Genomic DNA, 20,552 nt, shown 5'->3' with positions numbered 1-20,552 from the left:
GGGATGCACGAAGCGCTCGACAACCGCAGCAGCGCCGTCGCCCTGTCGTATGCGGACAAGACGCGCGCGCCGGTCGTGGTGGCCAAGGGTTATGGCGTGGTCGCCGAATCGATCATGCGCGAGGCGCGCGAGCACGGGTTGTATGTGCACTCGTCGGCCGACCTCGTGAAGCTGCTCATGCAGGTCGACCTGGACCGGCAGATTCCGCCGCAGCTGTACCTCGCGGTGGCGGAGGTGATGGCCTGGATCTACGGTCTCGAAGGTCGTGCAGGCGACCAGTCGCCCAAATAGACCAATGTGAAATCATGAATCGAGATATTCACTCGAACGGTTTTTCATCGAAGTGAAATGAACCCATAGTATTTGTTAATTCAATGTTGTTGATGAATAAATTACAGCCCGAAAAAGTTGCCAAAGTAACATTTGTTACTCCGAAGGCTGGCGTTTGTAAACCACACGTTTCACAGGGAAGTCAGGCGTAGCTCGTCAGACGTCTCCTACTTTTTTTATCCTCTTGTCATACAAAACACTTCAACATGTAAAACTTTGTGTATATAATGTATACACGATTGTTAGGAGCACGAAGTGAGCTTTGAATCGGAAATGGGATCAGACGTGGAAAACTGCAACATCACCGTCAGTGGCGCGATTTCGAGGGAAATCGGCGAGATAAATCTGGCCTATATGCTGCTGGCGCAGAAGCTGGTCAAGCAGGACCGGGCCGAGGCGATGTTCCGCCTCGGCGTGGGCCGCGAACTGGCCGATCTGCTGGCGAACATGTCGCTCAGCCAGATCGTGAAGCTGGCCGCCTCCAATTTCCTCCTGTGCAGCTTCCGGCTGGACGACCGCCCGATGTTCGCGGTGGTCGGCGAGGGCAAGGAGCCCGCGCTGCAGCAGGCGCACATGTCGATACTGATGGCCGCGCGACAGGCGCAGGCCCAGGCTCAATCGCAGGCGCCGATGCGCGGAGCGAGCGCGGCGTGACCGGCAAGAGCGTCCTGGGCGAGGTGCGCCAGGTCCAGCTGGCGATCGAGCTGATCGGGCTCGGTGCGCGCCTGCAGTTCCTGGAGGCCGCGGTGACGCTGAGCCGCGAGCGGCTGATCCGCCTGTACAAGGAACTCAAGGGCGTTTCCCCGCCCAAGGGCCTGCTGCCGTTCTCCACCGACTGGTACATGACGTGGCTGGCCAACATCCACTCGTCGATGTTCTACAACATCTACCGCTTCATGCTCGACGAGGCGGACGAGAACGAACTGCCCGCGCTCATCAAGGCCTATCGCCTCTACACCGAGCAGGTCGAGGCCAATGGCGGCGAGGTGGTGCTCGACTTCACGCGTGCCGAGACCATGGTTCGCTTCTTCGACAGCGACATGCTGCAGCTGAGCACCTGCTGCCGGTGCGGCGGTCATTTCGTGGCGCATGCGCACGACAACAAGAACGGATACGTGTGCGTGCTGTGCCGCCCGCCTTCGCGCGCGGGCAAGGCGCGCAAGCCCGGCAAGGTCACTGAAGGGCGCCGCGGCGGGCTGGTCGCGGTGGCGCCCGGCATGGAGATCGGCGGCGCCGTCTAGGAAGAGTGTCCCCCGCCCGCGAAGACCGCGGGCCAGGGCTTTTTTGGTTCGACGCCCTATGGGCGATAGGGGAAGCGCGTGCTGGTTCTGGTTGGATATCTCGTGGTGATAGGTGCCGTGTTCGGTGGCTACGGCCTCATGGGCGGGCACTTCGGCGTCCTGTTCCAGCCGGTCGAGCTGCTCATGATCGGCGGCTCCGCGCTGGGCGCGTTCATCGCCGGCAACAACGGCAAGACCATCAGGGCCACCATCAAGGAACTGCCGCTCCTGCTGCGCACTTCCAAGCACAACCGCCAGCTCTACATGGACCTGCTCGCACTGCTGTACGAGCTGCTCGCCAAGGCCCGCAAGGAAGGGATGATGAAGCTGGAGTCCGACGTCGAGGATCCGTCCCAGAGCGAGATCTTCCAGCGCTACCCGAACATCCTGGCGCACGAGGGCATCACCGTCTTCCTGTGCGACTACCTGCGCCTGGTCATCAGCGGCAACACCGACGCGCACGAGATCGAGGCGCTGATGGACCACGAGATCGAAACCATCCGCCACGAGGCCGAAGTGCCCGGCCACAGCCTCTCGCGCGTGGGCGACGCGCTGCCCGCCCTGGGCATCGTCGCGGCCGTGATGGGCGTGGTGCACGCGCTCGGCTCCGCCCACCTGCCGCCGTCGGAGATGGGCGCGCTCATCGCGCACGCCATGGTGGGCACCTTCCTCGGCGTGCTGCTGGCCTACGGCTTCGTCTCGCCGCTGGCCTCGCTGATCGAGCAGAAGGTGGAAGAGGGCATGAAGATCTACCAGTGCGCCAAGGTGACGCTGCTGGCAAACCTCAACGGCTATGCACCGCAGCTCGCGGTCGAGTTCGGCCGCAAGGTGCTGTTCTCCACCGAGCGCCCGTCCTTCACCGAACTGGACGACCACGTCCGGGAAGTCAAGGCGCGCTGACGCGCCCGCGCGGCGAGTGAAGCAGCGAACGAACGAGCGAACATGAGCGACGACGGCAAGCCACGGATCATCGTCAAGCACGTCCACAAGGGCGGCGGTGGTGCCCATCACGGCGGCGGCTGGAAGATCGCCTATGCCGACTTCATGACGGCCATGATGGCCTTCTTCCTCGTGATGTGGCTGCTGTCCATCTCCAGCCCGAAGCAGCGCGAGGGCATCGCCGAGCACTTCCGCATGCCGCTGCGCGTGGCGCTGAGCGGCGGCGACAAGTCCAGCCTCAGCACCAGCATGATTCCCGGCGGCGGCGCCGACGTGATGCACGTCGAGGGCGAGGTCAGACAGGCCGACGCCGAGGAGCAGGCCGATGCCGAACGCCTGGCCGAAATGAAGAAGAAGCTGGACGAGCTGATCGAGAAGAGCCCGGTGTTCCAGCAGTTCCGCTCGCAGATCCTGATCGACATCACCACCGAAGGCCTGCGACTGCAGATCGTCGATACCGAGAACCGGCCCATGTTCGAGCTGGCCAGCGCCCGCGTGGTGCCGCACATGCGCGCCATCCTGCGGGAGCTTGCGCCCGCGCTCAACGGCCTGCCCAACAAGATCACGCTGTCGGGCCACACCGACGCCATCGTCTACACCAACGACCGTTCCTACGGCAACTGGGAGCTCTCGTCCGACCGCGCCAACGCCTCGCGGCGCGAACTCGTGGCGGGCGGCATGACTGACGGCAAGGTGCTGCGCGTGATCGGGCTGGCCGACAGCATGCACCTGGACAAGGCCGACCCGCGCAACCCCATCAACCGCCGCATCAGCATCATCCTGCTGAACCACCGCACGCAGGAGCGCATCGAGCGCGAGAACAGCGTCGAGCCTGCCGGCATGCGCATCGGCAAGGCGGCCGCGAAGGCGCCGTGACAACAAAACAACAAGAGCTCAAGAGATGGACCTCAGCCAATTCACCCAAGCCTTCTTCGTCGAAGCCGTCGAACTGCTCGCAGAGATGGAACAGCTCCTGCTGGAGCTCGACCTCGACGCGCCGGACAACGAGCAGCTCAACGCCATATTCCGCGCCGCGCATTCCATCAAGGGCGGCGCCGCGACTTTCGGCTTCACCGCCCTGACCAACACCACGCACGTTCTCGAGTCGCTCCTGGACCGCGCCCGCCACGGGCAGCTGCGCCTGACCGGCCGGATGATCGATGCATTCCTTGAAACGAAGGACGCCTTGCAAGAACAACTCACTGCCTACCAGGCCGGCAAGGAGCCGGACCCGGACATGGTCGCGCACATCTGTGGCGTGCTTCAGCAACTCGCGCTCGAAAGCGGCGACGCCAGCGCCGCTGCTCCGGCACCGGCGCCCGCTCCGGCCCCCGCGCCGGTGGCCGCCCCGGAGCCCCCGGCGGCAACGGCCAGTGCCGGCGGCAGCGGTGCGCTGCGCATCCGCTTCGCGCGCCTGTCGGACAGCGAATGCGACCTGCTCGCGGGCGAACTCGGCAACCTCGGCAAGGTGCTCTCGCGCACGCGCAGCAACGACCAGCTGACCGTGCTGCTGGAAACCACCTGTTCGCCCGACGACATCGTCGCGGTCTGCTGCTTCGTCATCGACGAGTCTCAGATCGACATCACGCATGAAGCCGTTGCGGCCGCCGTGGTCGAAGCCCCGGCACCGGCACCTGTGCCCGAAGCGCCCGTACCCGTCGAGGCCTCGAAGCCGCAGGCCGCTTCCGCCGCGGCTCCAGCCGCCGCGCCGGCAGGCTCGCCCGCTGGCGCGAAGGAGTCCAGCTCGATCCGCGTCGACGTGGAGAAGGTCGACCAGCTCATCAATCTCGTGGGCGAACTGGTCATCACGCAGTCGATGCTCACGCAGGCCGCGACCATGCTCGATCCGGTGGCCTACGAGCGCTTCCTCAGCGGCCTGGGCCACCTGGAGCGCAACGCGCGCGACCTGCAGGAATCGGTCATGTCCATCCGCATGATGCCGATGGACTACGTGTTCAGCCGCTTCCCGCGCGTGATCCGCGACGTGAGCGCCAAGCTCGGCAAGCAGGTTCGCCTGGACACCTACGGCAAGGAGACCGAGCTCGACAAGGGGCTCATCGAGCGCATCGTCGACCCGCTCACGCACCTGGTGCGCAACAGCCTCGACCACGGCATCGAGACGCCCGAAGTGCGCCTGGCCAAGGGCAAGGACGCCACCGGCCAGCTGCTGCTGTCGGCGCAGCACCACGGCGGCAACATCGTGATCGAGGTGAGCGACGACGGCGCCGGCCTCAACCGCGAACGCATCCTGGCCAAGGCCATGCAGCAGGGCCTGCCGGTCAGCGAGTCGATGCCCGACGACGAGGTGTGGCAGCTCATCTTCGCGCCCGGCTTCTCCACCGCCGAGCAGGTCACCGACATCTCGGGCCGCGGCGTGGGCATGGACGTGGTCAAGCGAAACATCCAGGAAATGGGCGGCCACGTGGAAATCCATTCGCGCGGCGGGCAGGGCACCACCACGCGCATCGTGCTGCCGCTGACGCTGGCCATCCTCAACGGCATGTCGGTGAAGGTGGGCAGCGAGGCCTACATCCTGCCGCTGAGCTACGTCATCGAGTCGCTGCAGCCGCTGCCGGAGCACCTGCATTCCATCACCGCCGACGGCCACGTGATCCGCGTGCGCGGCGAGTACCTGCCGCTCATCGAGCTGCACCGCGTGTTCGACGTGGCGGGTGCGCAGACGCACCCGACGCAGGGCATCCTGGTGATCGTTCAGGCCGACGACAGCCGCTTCGCTCTGCTGGTGGACGAGCTTCTCGGCCAGCACCAGGTGGTGGTGAAGAACCTGGAGACCAACTACCGCAAGGTTCCCGGCATCTCCGCCGCGACCATCGTCGGCGACGGCAGCGTGGCCTTCATCATCGATGTGGGCGCCATGCCGCGAATCCAGCGCGCGCAGGCCGCGAGCACGGCCGCACTCGCGGGCGCGGCCCGAAGGACGGACGCCATTGCGCTCTGACACACGACGGAGACAGCTGAATGCGGTTTGATTTCTTCCGTCGCTCTTCCGAAGACACCGGCAGCGAAGCACCCGCGCATGCGGAGGCCGGTGCCGACGGTCGCGTGGCCTACGCCATGCTGCTCGACGCGCAGCGGCGCGTCATCGGCTATCGCATGGCATGGCGTTCCGCGGACCAGGGTTCCGAGGCGTCCGGCGCCGCGGGCGTCAAGGCGCTCACGGACACGCTCGCCATGCACCTCAATCCCGGGCCCGGCGGCTGGCTGCTGGGTTCGCAGATGCTGTTCGTCGACGTGACGGTCGATGCGCTGTTCCAGAGCGACCTGCAGTCGCTGCCGCCGCAGCAGGTGGTGCTGTGCATGGGCGCCGAGGAAATGCTCGACGCCGACCTGCGCTCCATCGTGCTGTTCCTGCGCGAGCAGGGCTTCGGCTTCATGCTGTGCGGCGCCTCCGGGCTGCCTGAAGACCCGGAGCTGCGCTCCATCGTCACCCACTTCGAGGTGGGCGCGCACGACGCCGAGACCGTGATGCGGCTGCGGCAGGATGCCCAGCTGGGCCACCCCCCGGTGGAGCCCATCGTCTCGCGCGTGGAAGACTGGGCCGCATTCGACGCCTGCGCCGGACGCCGCGTGAGCGTGTTCGTCGACGGCGCGTTCAGCAATCCGCCCGTGCGAGAGACCGAAGACGCGCTGCAGCCCGAGGCGCTGCTGATCGTGCAGCTGATGCAGATGCTCCAGCGCAACGAAGACCTGCGCGTCATCGAGGCAGCGCTCAAGCACGACGCCGCGCTCACCTACCGCCTGCTGCGCTATATCAACTCGCCCGCGGTGGGCATGGCGGTGGAGATCCATTCGCTGCGCCATGCGGTGGCCATGCTCGGCTACTCGCCGCTGTACCGCTGGCTGTCGCTGCTGCTGGCCACCAGCAACAAGGCGGGTTCGCCCTACATGATGAAGAAGGCCATCCTGCGCGGGCGCTTCGTCGAGCTGGTCGGGCAGGGCATGCTGCCGGCCAGCGAGGCCGACAACCTCTTCGTGGCCGGCATGTTCTCGCTGCTCGACCAGTTGCTGGGCGTCTCGATGGAAGGCGTGCTGCGCAAGGTGCAGCTCACCGAGGCGGTGCAGCAGGCCATTCTTTCGCGTGGCGGCCTTTACGGCCCCTTCGTGGCGCTCGCCGAGAGCTGCGAGCGCGACGACGGAGAGGCCGCGCGCCTGTCGGAAGCCCTGTTCCTGAGCCCGGCGCAGGTCAACGCGGCGCAGCTGTCGGCACTGGTGTGGGCGCAGGACGCCAGCCCGGCCGCGGGTGGACCATGACGAAAACGAGGCCGGAAGTGCGGGGCATTCGCGCATCTGATCGGTCCATTGGAAACGGTGGTCGCTATGTACATTGAAAGCCAACCCTCCAGGCTGGCCGTGACAACCGAGTTCCACTTCACCGACAGCGACTTCTCGCGCGTGCGCACGCTCATCCATCGCCGCGCGGGCATCGCCCTGGGCGAGCAGAAGCGGCAGATGGTGTACAGCCGGCTCTCGCGCCGGCTGCGGGAGCTGCAGCTGCCCGACTTCGCCTCGTACCTCGACTGGCTCGAACAGCGCCAGGACGGCGACGAGTGGCAGCTCTTCATCAACTCGCTGACCACCAACCTGACCTCGTTCTTCCGCGAGGCCCATCACTTCCCGACGCTGGCCGACCACGTCCGCAAGGCGAAGCAGCCCGTCACCGTGTGGTGCGCGGCGGCATCGACCGGCGAGGAGCCCTATTCGATCGCCATCACGCTGATGGAGGCCCTTGGCGACAAGGCCGCCTCGTCCCGCGTGATCGCCACCGACATCGACACCGCCGTGCTGGCCAAGGCCGCCACCGGCGTGTTCACCACCGAGCAGGTGCGCAGGCTCGCGCCCGAGCGGTTGCGGCGCTTCTTCAACAAGGGCACGGGGGCGAACGCCGGCAAGGTGCGCGTGCGCCCCGAGGTCGCGGCGCTGGTGAAGTTCTCGCGGCTCAACCTGCTCGACGGCGGATGGCCCGTGAAGGAGCCGGTGGACGCGATCTTCTGCCGCAACGTGATGATCTATTTCGACAAGCCGACGCAGAAGAAGGTGCTCGACCGCTTCGCGCCGCTGCTCAAGACCGACGGCCTGCTGTTCGCTGGGCACTCCGAGAACGCGTCGCTCGTCAACCAGGCCTTCAAGCCGCTGGGCCAGACCGTGTACGAGCTGGCGCGTTCGCGTACGCCGGGTGCTTCCTCATGACGGACCCGAACGCGGCGGCGCCGGAATCGGTGGCCAGCCATCACTACTTCGACCGCGACGTCGGCCTCATGGCCGTGAAGCTGCTGCCTTCCGAGTACTACGTGACGTCGAGCAACACCGCGCTGAGCACGGTGCTGGGCTCCTGCGTGGCCGCCTGCCTTCACGACAGGGAAGCCGGCGTGGCCGGCATGAACCATTTCATGCTGCCCGACGACGGTGAGTCGGGGGCAGGAGCCGGCACGCGCGATGCCGCCGAGTCGATGCGCTACGGCGCCTACGCCATGGACGTGCTGATCCGCGAACTGGTGCGCGCGGGCGCACGCCGCGAGCGGCTGCGCGCCAAGGTGTTCGGCGGTGGCGCGGTGCTGGCCAACATGACCACGCTCAACATCGGCGACCGCAACGCCGACTTCGTGCTGCGCTATCTGCGCGACGAGCGCATCGAAGTCGCCGCGCAAGACCTGCGCGGGCCGCATGCGCGCCGTGTGTGCTTCGTGCCGGCGACGGGCAAGGCCATCGTGCGCAAGCTGCGCGCGCAGACCGAGGTGCGGCAGGTGCAGCACGAAGAGGGCGAGCTGCTGCGCAGGCTGTCCGGCTCGCGCGTGGCGCCGGCGGTCGAAAACAAAGGAAACCAGTGAGCGTCAACAAGAAAATCAAGGTGCTGTGCGTCGACGACTCGGCACTCATCCGCAGCGTGATGACGGAGATCATCAACAGCCAGAGCGACATGACGGTGGTGGGCACGGCCGCCGACCCGCTGGTCGCGCGCGACCTCATCAAGGTCACGAACCCCGACGTGCTCACGCTCGACGTGGAAATGCCGCGCATGGACGGGCTGGAGTTTCTCGAGAAGCTCATGCGGCTGCGTCCCATGCCGGTGGTCATGGTGTCTTCGCTGACCGAGCGCGGCTCCGAGATCGCGCTGCGCGCGCTCGAGCTGGGCGCCATCGACTTCGTGACCAAGCCGCGCCTGGGCGTGCGCGACGGGCTGCTGAGCTACACCGAGCTGATCACGGGCAAGATCCGCACGGCAGCCAGCGCGCGCCTGCTGCCCGCCCGGCCTGCCGCGGGCGCCCGCACCGGCGGCGACACGCCGCAGGAATCGCTGCTGCGCAGCCCGCTGCTGAGTACCGAGAAGCTCATCATCATCGGCGCCTCCACCGGCGGCACCGAGGCCATCCGCGAGGTGCTGCAGCCACTGCCGCCCGATTCGCCCGCCGTGATGATCGCGCAGCACATGCCCGCCGGCTTCACCCGCTCGTTCGCGCAGCGGCTGGACGGCCTGTGCCGCATCACCGTGAAGGAAGCCGAGCACGGCGAGCGCGTGCTGCCGGGCTATGCCTACATCGCGCCCGGTGGCTTCCACCTGTCGCTCGCGCGCAGCGGCGCGAACTACGTGGCCCACCTCGACCAGGAGCCGCCGGTGAACCGCCACCGGCCGTCGATCGACGTGCTGTTCGATTCGGCCGCGAAGCACGCGGGCAAGAACGCCATCGGAATCATCCTGACCGGCATGGGCAAGGACGGCGCCGAGGGCCTGCTGCGCATGCGGCGCGCCGGTGCCCACACGCTGGCGCAGGACGAGGCCAGCTGCGTGGTCTTCGGCATGCCGCGCGAGGCCATCGCGCTGGGCGCGGTGGACGACGTCTCGCCCCTTGGCGAAGTGAGCCGCCGTGTGCTGACTCACCTGCGCACGTTCGGCGAACGTGCGAACCGAGTTTGAGAAAAATGGAAAACGACCTGTTGGAGCTGGAAATATCGTGATGGACAAGAGCATCAAAATCCTGGTTGTGGACGACTTCCCGACCATGCGCCGCATCGTGCGCAACCTGCTGAAGGAACTCGAGTTCCACAACGTCGACGAGGCGGAAGACGGCGCCGCCGGCATCGAGAAGCTGCGCGGCGGCAACTTCGGTTTCGTGGTGTCCGACTGGAACATGCCCAACATGGACGGCCTGACCATGCTGCAGACCATCCGCGCCGACCCTGAGCTGAAGAAGCTGCCGGTGCTGATGGTCACGGCCGAGGCGAAGAAGGAGAACATCGTCGCGGCGGCGCAGGCTGGTGCCAACGGCTATGTGGTGAAGCCTTTCACCGCCGCCACGCTGGAAGAGAAGATCACCAAGATCTTCGAGAAGCTCGCCAAAGAGGCGGCGTGACATGAGCCAGAACACATCTGGAGCCGCGGACTCCGCCAACACCACCGAAGAACTGCTGGGCCGCATCGGCCAGCTCACGCGCCAGTTGCGCGACGGCCTGCGCGAGCTGGGCCTCGACAAGCAGGTGGCCAAGGCCGCGCAGGCCATTCCGGATGCGCGCGACCGCCTGAGCTACGTGGCCGCCACCACCGAGCGCGCGGCGCACCGCGCGCTCAACGCCATCGACGTGGCGCAGCCGCTGCAGGAAGCGCTCGCCACCGACGCGAAGAGCCTCAGCAAGCGCTGGGACCAGTGGTTCGAGAACCCCATCGAGCTCGACCATGCGCGCGAGCTCGTGCTGGACACGCGCGGCTACCTCGACGAGGTGCCGGAGCGCGCCAGCGCGATCAACACGCAGCTCATGGAGATCCTGATGGCGCAGGACTTCCAGGACCTGACCGGCCAGGTCATCAAGAAGATGATGGAAGTGGTCAACGACGTCGAGACGCAACTGCTGCAGGTGCTCATCGACAACTCGGCGCCCGAGAAGCGCCACGAGGCCGTGCAGAGCCTGCAGAACGGCCCGCAGATCAAGCCCGGAAACCCCGACGCGGTGACCGACCAGGCGCAGGTCGACGACCTGCTGGAGAGCCTCGGCTTCTGAGGCCGCAAGCCGTTTTCATTGGCCGAATTGCGGGGCTATCAGGGCCCTGATCGGCAGATTGTTCCGAGGGGTCGAATTCAATAATTTGGCCATGAGCAAGGCGTACTTCGCCAGTGCTGGTTCGGAGCATGAATGGCTGAGGAAAGCGATCTCGAGAAAACGGAACCCGCCTCCGAGCGGCGCCTGGAAAAGGCGCGCGAGGAAGGCAACGTGGCCCGTTCGCGCGAGCTCACCACCTTCGTGATGCTGGGCACCGCAAGCGCGGGCCTGTGGTTCACCGCGAGGATGCTCAGCAAGAGCATGGACGGCTCGCTGCGCCGCGGCCTGCAGTTCGAGCGCGCCAGCGCGTTCGACCCCTCGCACATGCTGGCCCAGACCGGGCTCATGGCGCTGCAGACGCTGATGGCCGTTGGCCCGCTGTTCGGGATGATGATGGTCGCGGCCGTGGCCGCGCCGCTGATGCTCGGCGGCTGGATGTTCTCCTCCGAGGCCGTCGCGCCCAAGTTCAGCAAGCTCAATCCGCTGGCCGGCATCGTGCGCATGTTCTCCGCGCAGTCGCTGGCCGAGCTGGTCAAGGCGCTGGCCAAGTCGGCGCTGATCGGCGGGGTGGCGTGGTGGGTGATCGTGAGCGACATCGAGGCGGTGATGGCGCTCATGGCGCAGCCCGCGCACTATGCGCTGCCCCATGCGATGGTGCTGGTGGCCAAGCACTGCGTGCTGATCGCGGCCACGCTGTTCCTCGTGGCGCTGATCGACGTGCCCTTCCAGCTCTGGAGCTACTACCGCAAGCTGCGCATGTCGCGCGAGGACGTTCGCCAGGAGCACAAGGAAAGCGAGGGCGACCCGCACATCAAGGCCGCGATCCGCCGCCAGCAGCAGCAGATGGCGCGCCGCCGGATGATGTCCGAGGTGCCCAAGGCCGACATCGTGCTGACCAACCCGATGCATTTCGCGGTGGCGCTCAAGTACACCGACAACGGCATGCGCGCGCCGCGCGTGGTGGCCAAGGGCACCGAGCTGGTGGCCGCGCGCATCCGCGAACTCGCGAAGGAGCACAAGGTGGCGATCCTCGAGGCGCCGCCGCTCGCGCGTTCTCTCTACAAGCACACGAAGCTGGGCGACGAGATTCCCGCCGGCCTCTACACCGCGGTGGCCGAGGTGCTGGCCTGGGTCTACCAGCTCAGGCGCTGGAAGGCCGAAGGCGGTGAAGCGCCGCGCACGCCCACCGACCTGCCGGTTCCCGCAGAACTCCAATACACCGTCGACACGGCGGCACACGCATGAACGCGATGACAAACCTGATGCGCCTGCCGACGCGCATGTTCGCCGGCTCGCAGCTCAAGGGGCTGGCCGGGCCGATCCTCATCATCCTCATCCTGAGCATGATGGTGCTGCCGCTGCCACCGTTCCTGCTCGACCTGCTGTTCACCTTCAACATCGCGATGTCGGTGATGGTGCTGCTGGTGAGCATGTACACGATGAAGGCGCTGGACTTCGCGGCCTTCCCGGCCGTGCTGCTGTTCTCCACGCTGCTGCGCCTGTCGCTGAACGTGGCCTCCACGCGCGTGGTGCTGATGAACGGCCACACGGGCCCCGACGCGGCGGGCAAAGTGATCGAGGCCTTCGGGCACTTCCTGGTGGGCGGCAACTTCGCCGTGGGCGTGATGGTCTTCATCATCCTCGTGCTCATCAACTTCATGGTGATCACCAAGGGCGCGGGCCGCATCGCCGAGGTGGGCGCGCGCTTCATGCTCGACGCGATGCCGGGCAAGCAGATGGCCATCGACGCCGACCTGAACGCCGGCCTGATCGGCGAGGACGTGGCCCGCAAGCGCCGCACCGAGGTTGCGCAGGAGGCCGACTTCTACGGCTCGATGGACGGTGCCAGCAAGTTCGTGCGCGGCGACGCGATCGCGGGCCTGCTCATCATGGTGATCAACATCATCGGCGGGCTGGTGGTGGGCATGGTGCAGCACGGGCTGGACTTCTCCACCGCCGGCAAGACCTACACGCTGCTGGCCATCGGCGACGGCCTGGTGGCGCAGATTCCTGCGCTCGTGATCTCCACCGCCGCCGGCGTGATCGTCTCGCGCGTGACCACCGACGAGGACGTGGGCAGCCAGCTCACGGGCCAGCTCTTCTCCAACCCGCAGGTGCTGTTCCTCACGGCCGGCATCGTGGGCCTGCTGGGCATGATTCCCGGCATGCCGAACCTGGCCTTCCTGCTGATCGCGGGCGGCCTGGTGTGGCTGGGGCGCGGACTGCTGCTGCGCAAGCCGAAGCAGGAGGCCGCGCAGGAAGCGGCCGCCGCGCAGGCAGCGAACCTCGCCGCCACTTCGGCCGAGACGGCAGAGGCGACATGGGACGACGTGGCGATGGTCGACCCGCTGGGCATGCAGGTCGGCTACCGGCTGATCCCGCTGGTGGACCAGTCGCAGCAGGGCGAACTGCTGGGCCGCATCAAGAGCATCCGCAAGAAGATCGCGCAGGAGGTCGGCTTCCTGGTGCCGGTGGTGCACATCCGCGACAACCTGGAGATCAAGCCCAACACCTACGTCATCAGCCTGAAGGACGTGGAGATCGGGCGCGGCGAAGCCTTCCCGAACCAGTGGATGGCCATCAACCCCGGGCAGGTGACGGGCTCGCTGCCCGGCACGCCCACGCGCGACCCGGCATTCGGCCTCTCGGCGGTGTGGATCGACGCCAGCCTGCGGCAGCAGGCGCAGGTGTACGGCTACACGGTGGTCGATGCCTGCACCGTGATGGCCACGCACCTGAACCACCTCATACAGACGCACGCCGCCGAGCTGCTGGGCCGGCAGGAAGTGCAGCAGCTGCTCGACCAGATCGCCAAGACCGCGCCCAAGCTCACCGAAGACCTGGTGCCCAAGGTGCTGTCGCTCAGCACGCTGCACAAGGTGCTGCAGAACCTGCTCGACGAGGAAGTGCCGATCCGCGACATGCGCACCATCCTCGACGTGATGGCCGAGCACGCGCCGACCGTCAAGGACCCGACCGAACTCACCACGCTCACGCGCCTGGCGCTGGGCCGCGCGATCACGCAGCAGCTCTTCCCGGGCGACACCGAGATGCAGGTGATCGGCCTGGACGGCTCGCTCGACGGCGTGCTGCAGCAGGCCCTTTCCAACAGCAGCGGCATCGAGCCAGGCATCGCCGACAACCTGCTGCGGCAGGCGCAGGCCGCCATCGTGCGGCAGGAGCAGATGGGCCTGGCGCCCGTGCTGGTCGTGCAGCACGCGCTGCGCGTGCTGCTGTCGCGCTTCCTGCGGCGCAGCCTGCCGCAGCTCAAGGTGCTGTCGCACGCCGAGATTCCTGATTCCCGAACCATCAAGATCACCACCGCCATCGGAGGACGAGGTTGAATTTCCCCCAACAGACCGACGTGCGCACCACCGCGCGCAAATTCGTCGCGGCCACCAGCCGCGAAGCCCTGCGACTGGTGCGGGAGGCGCTGGGCGCCGACGCCATCGTGCTCACGCATCGCGCGACCGCCGAGGGCGTGGAGATCGTCGCCATGGTCGAAGGCGAAGTGCAGGGCGTGCTGCAGGGCGGCGCGGCCGCGAAGCCCGTGGCAGCCGTTGCCCCTGTTGCGGCACCGGCCGTTCGCGTGGCGCCCGCTCCCTTGCCGACTGCTCCAGCTCCAGCTCCCGCGCCGCTGCCTGCGCCCGTGCAGATCCACGTGCCCGCCGCTGCACCCGCCGACACCGTGCTCGAGGAGCTGCACTCCATGCGCGGCATGATCGAAGAGCAGCTCGCCAGCGTCGTGTGGAACGACAGGCAGCGCCGCGACCCCGTGCGCGGCCGCCTGCTGCGCACGCTGCTCGGTGCCGGCTTCAGCGCTCGCTTGTCGAAGGCCATGCTCGAGAAGCTTCCCACCGGCCGCACCTACGCCGAGGGCATGGCCTACGTGCGCTCGGAGCTGATCCGCGCCGTGCCCGTGCATGAGGACGAGGACGCCCTGTTCGCGCAGGGCGGCGTCTACGCGCTGATGGGCCCGACGGGCGTCGGCAAGACCACCACCACCGCAAAGCTGGCCGCGCGCTGCGTGATGCGCTTCGGCGCCGACAAGCTCGCGCTCGTGACCACCGACAGCTACCGCATCGGCGCCTACGAGCAGCTGCGCATCTATGGCCAGATCCTCCACGTGCCGGTGTACGCGGTGAAGGACGCCGCCGACCTGCACCTGGTGCTGCAGGACCTGCGCGAGAAGCACATGGTGCTGATCGACACCGTCGGCATGAGCCAGCGCGATCGCGCGGTGCCCGAGCAGATCGCCATGCTGGGCCAGAGCCCGAGGCCGGTGAAGAAGCTGCTGCTGCTCAACGCCACCAGCCACGGCGACACGCTCAACGAGGTGGTGCACGCCTATCGCCAAGGCAACGAGCTGGCCGGCTGCATCTTCACCAAGGTGGACGAGGCCACGCACCCCGGCGCGCTGATCGACACCGTGATCCGCCATCGCCTGCCGGTGCACTACATCTCCAGCGGCCAGAAGGTGCCCGAGAACCTGATGCAGGCCGACCGCGCGCAGCTGGTGGACAGCGTGTTCCAGCCGCGCCAGCACAGCCCGCTGTTCGTGCCCGCGGAAAGCGACATGCAGGAAGAAGCCGCTTCGGCGGGCGTCTCGCAGCAGGTGGTGCAGGCGAAGGGCGAGACTGACCTGCTGCGCCTGAAGTACCAGAACCTGATCCGCGCCATGGCGCACGATGCGCAGGAACTCGCCACCACCGCGAGCGCGCTGTCCGGCGCGCAGATCGGTTTCGAGCGCGCACGCGCGCTGTGGCGACAGGCCGGCGACGAGGAAGCGGGCCAGAAGGCCGTGCTGCAGGACCTGCTGGTGCATGCGCGCGGCGAAGTGGCCGCTGGCTGCGAAGCTCATGTGCTCGCGCTGTGCGGGCAGGTGGGGCTGCGCTCCAACGAGGGCGGCGACGCCTACGAATGCCACGGCAGCCTGCTGCTGTCCGACCGCACGGGCCTGCCGCTGTCGGCGCCCAACCAGTGGCTCTCGACCGCCGCCACGCGCGGCACGAATGACGCCGCGCGCAAGCCCGGCGCGCGCCAGGTTCCGTGGCTGCGCCAGCAGGACTTCGGCCATCGGCCGCTGGTGCACCTGCTGACCCGGCTGCCCGGCGTCGAGGCCATGGTGCAGTGGCAGGCCGCGGGCCAGCGCTGGCTGGCGCGCGCGCCGGGCTCCACTGCAGTGATCGACATGCGTACGGGTTCGCCCGACACGCTGGCGCGCATGGACTTCGAATTCGGCGAGGGCCGACCGGTGCGCTTCAGGGGCAAGGCGGCGCTGCTTGCGGAGGCGCATGCCGACGTGGTGCTGCGCTTCAACGCGGCAGCCATGGCGGCGGGCATCGCCCGCGACGAGATGCCCGCGCTGCGCTGCGTCGCCACGCGCGTGGTCGATGCGCGCACGGGCAACGTGCTGGCGCAGACGCACGCGCTGTCGAACATCGGCGCGGAGGTTTCCACGCACCAGCTCGCGCAATGGCTGGGCTGGGCCGTGGACGCCGAGCCCTGCTTCCGCCTGCTGCGCGACGGCGTGCAGCTCGTGGGCGGCATCGGCGAACTGGGCGACCCCGACATCATGAAGCGGCTGCTGATCGCCGGCCAGATGAGCACCACCGTGTGGCGCCTGCTGCAGGCCGAGGGCGAATGGGCCGACCGTGCGCGCGCATTGATGGGCCAGCTCATGGGGCGCCCGGCGCGCAATGGCCGCGCCATGAGCGGCAGCGCGCTGTTCGCGGGCGTCGGCAAGCTCTTCCTGCTGCTCGATGCGCTGGGCACCGAATCGACCGCGCCCGTGCAGGCGCCCCGCGCGCTCGGGGAGCCGCAGAAGCTGGAGAAGCAGGATTGAGGGTGGCGCAATGAACAAGCTGGTTGCGGATCAGGCGGACGGCCTCCGGCGCCTGCTCGCGCCGACGCAGGCGCGCGTGGTCGCGGTGGCCGGCATGGGGCGCGGCGCGGGGGGCACCACCGCTGCGATGAATCTCGCGGTGGCATTGGTGGGGCAGGGCCGCAACGTCCTGCTGCTCGACGAGCACTGCCCGGCCGAGGGCTCGGCCTGCGAGGTCTGGGACATCGATCCGCTGGGCAGCCTGGCCGACGTGGCCGGCGGGCGCCTGACGCTCGACGGCGCCGAGGTGCGCGCGGCCTGCGGCGTGCGCGTGCTGCCGGCGCCGCCCGGTGCGCCGGGTGGCGCGGGGAACGATCCGCGCAGTTTCTGGGACGACGGCGTCGTCATCGTCGATGCCGCCTTCGATCGCGAGGGCCGGCTGTCTGCGCTCGCGCAGGGCGCGGACGACCTGCTGCTGGTGCTGCAGCCGCACCCCGCTTCGGTCACTTCGGCGTACGCGGGCATCAAGCACCTGCATCGCGCGCACGGCATGAAGCAGATGCGGTTCATGGTCAACGGTGTGATCGACGTGCAGTCCGCGCGCCAGATCATGAACAACCTCGCCCACGCCGGAAGCCGCTACCTCGCGCTGTCGCTGCAGCCCGCGGGCTGGGTGCGCTTCGATCCGCTGGTCGCCGACGCGTGGCGCCTGAAGAAGACCATCGCCGAGGCATTTCCCGCGAGCCATGCGGCGGTCGACTTCCGGCGCGTCGCCAGCGAGATGGACGGTTGGCCATGGCCCGCGGCGGAGCCGCAGCAGGCCGTGGTGGCCTGAGCCGGGGAAGGAAGGACGGACCACCGTGTACACCGCACAGGGAACCATCGAGAAATCGCACCTGCTCGCGCAGCACCAGCCGCTGGTGCGCCGCATCGCGCTGCAGATGATGTCCAAGCTGCCCGCCAGCGTGGAGCTGGACGACCTGATACAGGCCGGCATGCTGGGCCTGCTGGACGCATCCAGCCGCTACCAGGACAACCGCGGGGCGCAGTTCGAGACCTTCGTCAGCCAGCGCATCCGGGGCGCCATGCTCGACGAACTGCGCGCCAGCGACTGGGGCTCGCGCGGCCTGCGCCAGTCGGCGCGCGGCATCGAGAAGGCGATCCAGGCGCTGGGCCACAAGCTCGGGCGAGCTCCCACCGAGGGAGAGATCGCCCGGGAGCTGAAGATGGACATCGAGGCCTACCAGTCGCTGCTGCAGGAGATACAGGGCTGTCAGCTGCTGTACGTGGAAGACTTCTCGAAGGACGACGCGGACAACGGCTTCCTCGACAGCCATTCGCAGGACGCGCGCAAGGACCGGCGCAGCAGCGACGACCCGCTGGAGCAACTGCTCGAAAGCGGCTTTCGCCACCAGCTGGTGGATGCCATCTCCGCACTGCCCGAGCGCGACCAGCTGCTGCTGAACCTCTACTACGAGGAAGAGCTGAACCTGCGCGAGATCGGCGCCATCCTGGAAGTGAGCCAGTCGCGCGTGTGTCAGCTGCACAGCCAGGCGATCACCAGGCTGCGGGCGAAGCTGAAGGACGTGCTCTAGGCTGCCCCGCAACTAGGCCGCTGCTAGCGCGAACTCCTCTGCGCCGAACACGGTGTGGAAGACCGTGCCGTCGAACATCTCGAACAGCTTCTTCGAGACCTCGCGGCTTTCGTATCGCACGGGCGAGTCGAGCGCGCGGGCGATGTCCTCGCGGCTCGCCCAGCGGATGGCCACCGCCATCGCCAGCTCGGGGTCGCTCACATCGCTTTCGAGCTGGCGCAGCACGCGCACTTCGAGCGCGCCGGGAAAGCGGGTCCACAGCGGCACGAGCTTCTCGTGCACATGGCGGTCGAAGGCTTCTTCCATGCCGGCCTTGACCTTGCCCTTGAAGAACGCACAGCGGATGAACATGGGCTTTTCCTTGCTGGTTCGGGTCTGCGTGCAGTGCGGCAGCGCCGCGGCCGTCAGGCGGAGACTTTTGCCGTAGCGTCCTGCGGGCGATGAAGCAGCCGCGCGCCGACGTTGGCGACGATCAGCGCAACGGGCATGTCGATGGCGGCGTGCAGCACGTCGGGCTCGCTCGCATCCGGCCTTTCGAGCGCCAGCCACTGGCTGTCGAGCAGGGCGGCGGGCATGTAGTGGCCGGTGCCCGACACGCCCATCACCACGAGGGGACGGCGCGATGGCTGCAACTGCGAAGGCGGCACGGCGCTACAGGCTTGCCGTGATGCCGCCGTCCACATACAGGATGTGGCCGTTGACGAAGCTCGATGCGTCGGAGGCCAGGAAGATGGCCGCGCCGCCCAGTTCTTCCACGTCGCCCCAGCGGCCGGCGGGCGTGCGGCCCGAGAGCCAGGCGGTGAAGGCCTCGTCGGCCACCAGCGCCTGCGTGAGCTCGGTCTTGAAGTAGCCCGGCCCGAGGCCGTTGACCTGGATGCCGTATTTGCCGAGGTCGATCGCCATGCCCTTCGTGAGCATCTTCACCGCGCCCTTGGTGGCGGCGTAGGGCGCGATGCCCGGGCGGCCCAGCTCGCTCTGCACCGAGCACACGTTGATGATCTTGCCGCGCTTGCGCTCGATCATGCGCTGCGCGACCGAGCGGCCGACCAGGAACACGCTGTCGATGTTGGTGGTGGTGATCTTGTGCCAGGCATCGACCGGAAACTCGGCGAACGCGCCGCGGTGCTGCATGCCGGCGTTGTTGACGAGGATGTCGATGGGCCCGATGTCGGCCTCGATGGCGGCCACGCCGGCTTCCACCGCGGCGGCGTCGGTGACGTCGAAGGCCACCGCCTCGGCCGCGATGCCCCTGGCGCGCAGGGCGTCGCGGGCGGCGGTGAGCGACGCGGCGTCGCGTGCGTTGAGAACCACGCGCGCGCCGGCGTTGCCGAGCGCGCCCGCCAGCGCGAAGCCGATGCCCTTGCTGGAGCCGGTGACGAGGGCGGTGCGCCCGGAAAGATCGAACAGTTTCAAAGAAGGCTCCAAGTACGTATCTGGCGGCATAAGTTACCGGTATCCATCAAATCAGTCAATGGTGAAACCTCCGCTGGCGTTATCAGCTGCGGTCGATTAAAGTTACCGGTATCAGATCGAATTGCAACCTCTGCACGCAGGAGACACCCGCTTGACCGCTACCGCTACATCCCCGCACGTGCTGATGGCAGGCGCCTACCCGGAGTGGGACATGGCCCCGATGCGGGCCGCCTACACGCTGCATCACCTGTGGGAGGCGCCCGACCGGCAGGCCTTCATTGCCGCGCACGCACCGGAGATCCGCGCCATCGCCACGCGCGGCGAGCTGGGCGCGAGCGCCGAGCTCATCGCCGCGTTGCCGAAGCTGGAGCTGGTCGCCTGCTACGGCGTGGGCACCGACGCCATCGACCTCGCCGCCTGCCGCGCGCGCGGCATCCGCGTGACCAACACGCCCGACGTGCTCAACGGCGACGTGGCCGACCTCGCCGTGGGCCTCACGCTGGCGGTGCAGCGGCGCATTCCGGCTGGTGACGTCTTCGTGCGCAGCGGAGCCTGGGCCAAGGGCGCCATGCCGCTGGCCACGCGGGTCTTCGGCCAGCGCATCGGCATCGCGGGCTTCGGCCGCATCGGCAGCACCATCGCGCGGCGGCTCTCGGGCTTCGACGTGGAGCTGGGCTACTTCAGCCGCACGCCGAAGGCCGACAGCCCGCATCGCCACTTCGCCAGCCTGAGCGCCATGGCCGACTGGTGCGACGTGCTCATCGTGATCCTGCCGGGTGGCGAGGCCACGCGCGGCATCGTGAACGCCGAGGTGCTGCAGGCGCTGGGCCCCAGGGGCTGGCTGGTGAACGTGTCGCGCGGCACCACTGTCGACGAAGGCGCTCTGCTGCAGGCGCTGGAGACGCGCGGCATCGCCGGCGCGGGGCTCGACGTGTTCCTCAACGAGCCGGGCATCGATCCGCGATTCGCCGCGCTCGACAACGTGGTGCTGACCCCGCACCATGGCAGCGGCACCGAACAGACGCGCCGCGCCATGGGCGAACTGGTGCGCCGCAACCTCGAGGCCCACTTCGCTGGCCAGCCTCTCGTGACTCCCGTCATCTGAACCTGAAGCAGAAAGAA

The 20,552-nt window shown here is 67.8% G+C and carries 21 protein-coding genes; 18 read left to right on the top strand and 3 right to left on the bottom strand.

Going from position 1 to position 20,552, the window contains the following annotated elements:
* The first annotated feature begins 3 nt into the window (after positions 1-3).
* From EJO71_RS02690 to EJO71_RS02610, 17 genes are all read left to right on the top strand, one after another.
* Positions 4-291, top strand: a complete 288-nt coding sequence (locus EJO71_RS02690) for an EscU/YscU/HrcU family type III secretion system export apparatus switch protein (protein WP_125947409.1) — start codon at positions 4-6, stop codon at positions 289-291.
* 324 nt (positions 292-615) lie between these two features.
* Positions 616-984 carry a flagellar transcriptional regulator FlhD gene (gene flhD / locus EJO71_RS02685; RefSeq protein ID WP_240651844.1) on the top strand — a complete coding sequence of 123 codons (369 nt, stop codon included), beginning with the start codon at positions 616-618 and terminating at the stop codon, positions 982-984.
* Positions 981-1,571, top strand: a complete 591-nt coding sequence (gene flhC, locus EJO71_RS02680) for a flagellar transcriptional regulator FlhC (RefSeq protein ID WP_125946925.1) — start codon at positions 981-983, stop codon at positions 1,569-1,571. The genes flhD and flhC overlap by 4 nt, the downstream gene beginning before the upstream one ends.
* Before the next feature lie 78 nt (positions 1,572-1,649).
* Complete coding sequence (gene motA / locus EJO71_RS02675) at positions 1,650-2,510, top strand: flagellar motor stator protein MotA (RefSeq protein WP_125946926.1); 861 nt, start codon at positions 1,650-1,652, stop codon at positions 2,508-2,510.
* Between the two features lie 42 nt (positions 2,511-2,552).
* Positions 2,553-3,425: a flagellar motor protein MotB gene (gene motB / locus EJO71_RS02670; RefSeq protein WP_125946927.1), complete on the top strand. Its 873-nt coding sequence runs from the start codon at positions 2,553-2,555 to the stop codon at positions 3,423-3,425.
* A gap of 25 nt (positions 3,426-3,450) precedes the next feature.
* On the top strand, positions 3,451-5,508 hold the full coding sequence (gene cheA / locus EJO71_RS02665) for a chemotaxis protein CheA (RefSeq protein ID WP_125946928.1): 2,058 nt from the start codon (positions 3,451-3,453) through the stop codon (positions 5,506-5,508).
* A gap of 20 nt (positions 5,509-5,528) precedes the next feature.
* Positions 5,529-6,821, top strand: coding sequence for an HDOD domain-containing protein (locus EJO71_RS02660; RefSeq protein ID WP_125946929.1), 1,293 nt, complete (start codon positions 5,529-5,531; stop codon positions 6,819-6,821).
* A gap of 99 nt (positions 6,822-6,920) precedes the next feature.
* A complete protein-coding gene (locus EJO71_RS02655) occupies positions 6,921-7,757 on the top strand; it encodes a CheR family methyltransferase (protein WP_125947410.1) in 837 nt (278 codons plus the stop codon).
* Complete coding sequence (cheD, locus tag EJO71_RS02650) at positions 7,754-8,395, top strand: chemoreceptor glutamine deamidase CheD (protein ID WP_125946930.1); 642 nt, start codon at positions 7,754-7,756, stop codon at positions 8,393-8,395. Before EJO71_RS02655 ends, cheD begins: the two co-directional genes overlap by 4 nt.
* Positions 8,392-9,480 (top strand): chemotaxis response regulator protein-glutamate methylesterase, encoded by a 1,089-nt coding sequence (locus EJO71_RS02645; RefSeq protein ID WP_125946931.1) that lies wholly within the window; start codon positions 8,392-8,394, stop codon positions 9,478-9,480. The genes cheD and EJO71_RS02645 overlap by 4 nt, the downstream gene beginning before the upstream one ends.
* Before the next feature lie 40 nt (positions 9,481-9,520).
* Entirely contained in the window at positions 9,521-9,916 is a 396-nt protein-coding gene (gene cheY / locus EJO71_RS02640) for a chemotaxis response regulator CheY (RefSeq protein ID WP_164546721.1), read from the top strand.
* Between the two features lies 1 nt (position 9,917).
* A complete protein-coding gene (cheZ, locus tag EJO71_RS02635) occupies positions 9,918-10,559 on the top strand; it encodes a protein phosphatase CheZ (RefSeq protein ID WP_125946932.1) in 642 nt (213 codons plus the stop codon).
* A 132-nt stretch (positions 10,560-10,691) separates the two neighbouring features.
* Positions 10,692-11,843 carry a flagellar biosynthesis protein FlhB gene (gene flhB, locus EJO71_RS02630; RefSeq protein WP_125946933.1) on the top strand — a complete coding sequence of 384 codons (1,152 nt, stop codon included), beginning with the start codon at positions 10,692-10,694 and terminating at the stop codon, positions 11,841-11,843.
* Positions 11,840-13,942: a flagellar biosynthesis protein FlhA gene (gene flhA / locus EJO71_RS02625; RefSeq protein WP_125946934.1), complete on the top strand. Its 2,103-nt coding sequence runs from the start codon at positions 11,840-11,842 to the stop codon at positions 13,940-13,942. The genes flhB and flhA overlap by 4 nt, the downstream gene beginning before the upstream one ends.
* Positions 13,939-16,443 (top strand): flagellar biosynthesis protein FlhF, encoded by a 2,505-nt coding sequence (gene flhF, locus EJO71_RS02620; RefSeq protein WP_125946935.1) that lies wholly within the window; start codon positions 13,939-13,941, stop codon positions 16,441-16,443. The genes flhA and flhF overlap by 4 nt, the downstream gene beginning before the upstream one ends.
* A gap of 10 nt (positions 16,444-16,453) precedes the next feature.
* The gene (locus EJO71_RS02615) at positions 16,454-17,257 is read left to right on the top strand and encodes a flagellar biosynthesis protein FlhG (RefSeq protein ID WP_125946936.1); all 804 of its coding nucleotides are present in this window, start codon (positions 16,454-16,456) and stop codon (positions 17,255-17,257) included.
* A 25-nt stretch (positions 17,258-17,282) separates the two neighbouring features.
* Positions 17,283-18,017, top strand: coding sequence for an RNA polymerase sigma factor FliA (locus tag EJO71_RS02610; RefSeq protein ID WP_125946937.1), 735 nt, complete (start codon positions 17,283-17,285; stop codon positions 18,015-18,017).
* 12 nt (positions 18,018-18,029) lie between these two features.
* Here EJO71_RS02610 and EJO71_RS02605 read toward each other — a convergent pair whose 3' ends face one another.
* The 3 genes from EJO71_RS02605 to EJO71_RS02595 are packed head-to-tail and all read right to left on the bottom strand — an operon-like array spanning position 18,030 to position 19,430.
* Entirely contained in the window at positions 18,030-18,368 is a 339-nt protein-coding gene (locus EJO71_RS02605) for a hypothetical protein (protein WP_125946938.1), read from the bottom strand.
* A gap of 53 nt (positions 18,369-18,421) precedes the next feature.
* Positions 18,422-18,664 (bottom strand): hypothetical protein, encoded by a 243-nt coding sequence (locus EJO71_RS02600; RefSeq protein ID WP_125946939.1) that lies wholly within the window; start codon positions 18,662-18,664, stop codon positions 18,422-18,424.
* 4 nt (positions 18,665-18,668) lie between these two features.
* Complete coding sequence (locus EJO71_RS02595) at positions 18,669-19,430, bottom strand: SDR family oxidoreductase (RefSeq protein WP_125946940.1); 762 nt, start codon at positions 19,428-19,430, stop codon at positions 18,669-18,671.
* Positions 19,431-19,581: 151 nt separating this feature from the next.
* Here EJO71_RS02595 and EJO71_RS02590 point away from each other — a divergent pair, with 151 nt between their 5' ends.
* On the top strand, positions 19,582-20,535 hold the full coding sequence (locus tag EJO71_RS02590; protein ID WP_125946941.1) for a 2-hydroxyacid dehydrogenase: 954 nt from the start codon (positions 19,582-19,584) through the stop codon (positions 20,533-20,535).
* Positions 20,536-20,552: the final 17 nt, after the last annotated feature.

It is taken from the genome of Variovorax sp. 679, assembly GCF_003952185.1.
Lineage (GTDB): Bacteria > Pseudomonadota > Gammaproteobacteria > Burkholderiales > Burkholderiaceae_C > Variovorax.
This window is presented reverse-complemented; position numbering and strand designations above follow the sequence as displayed.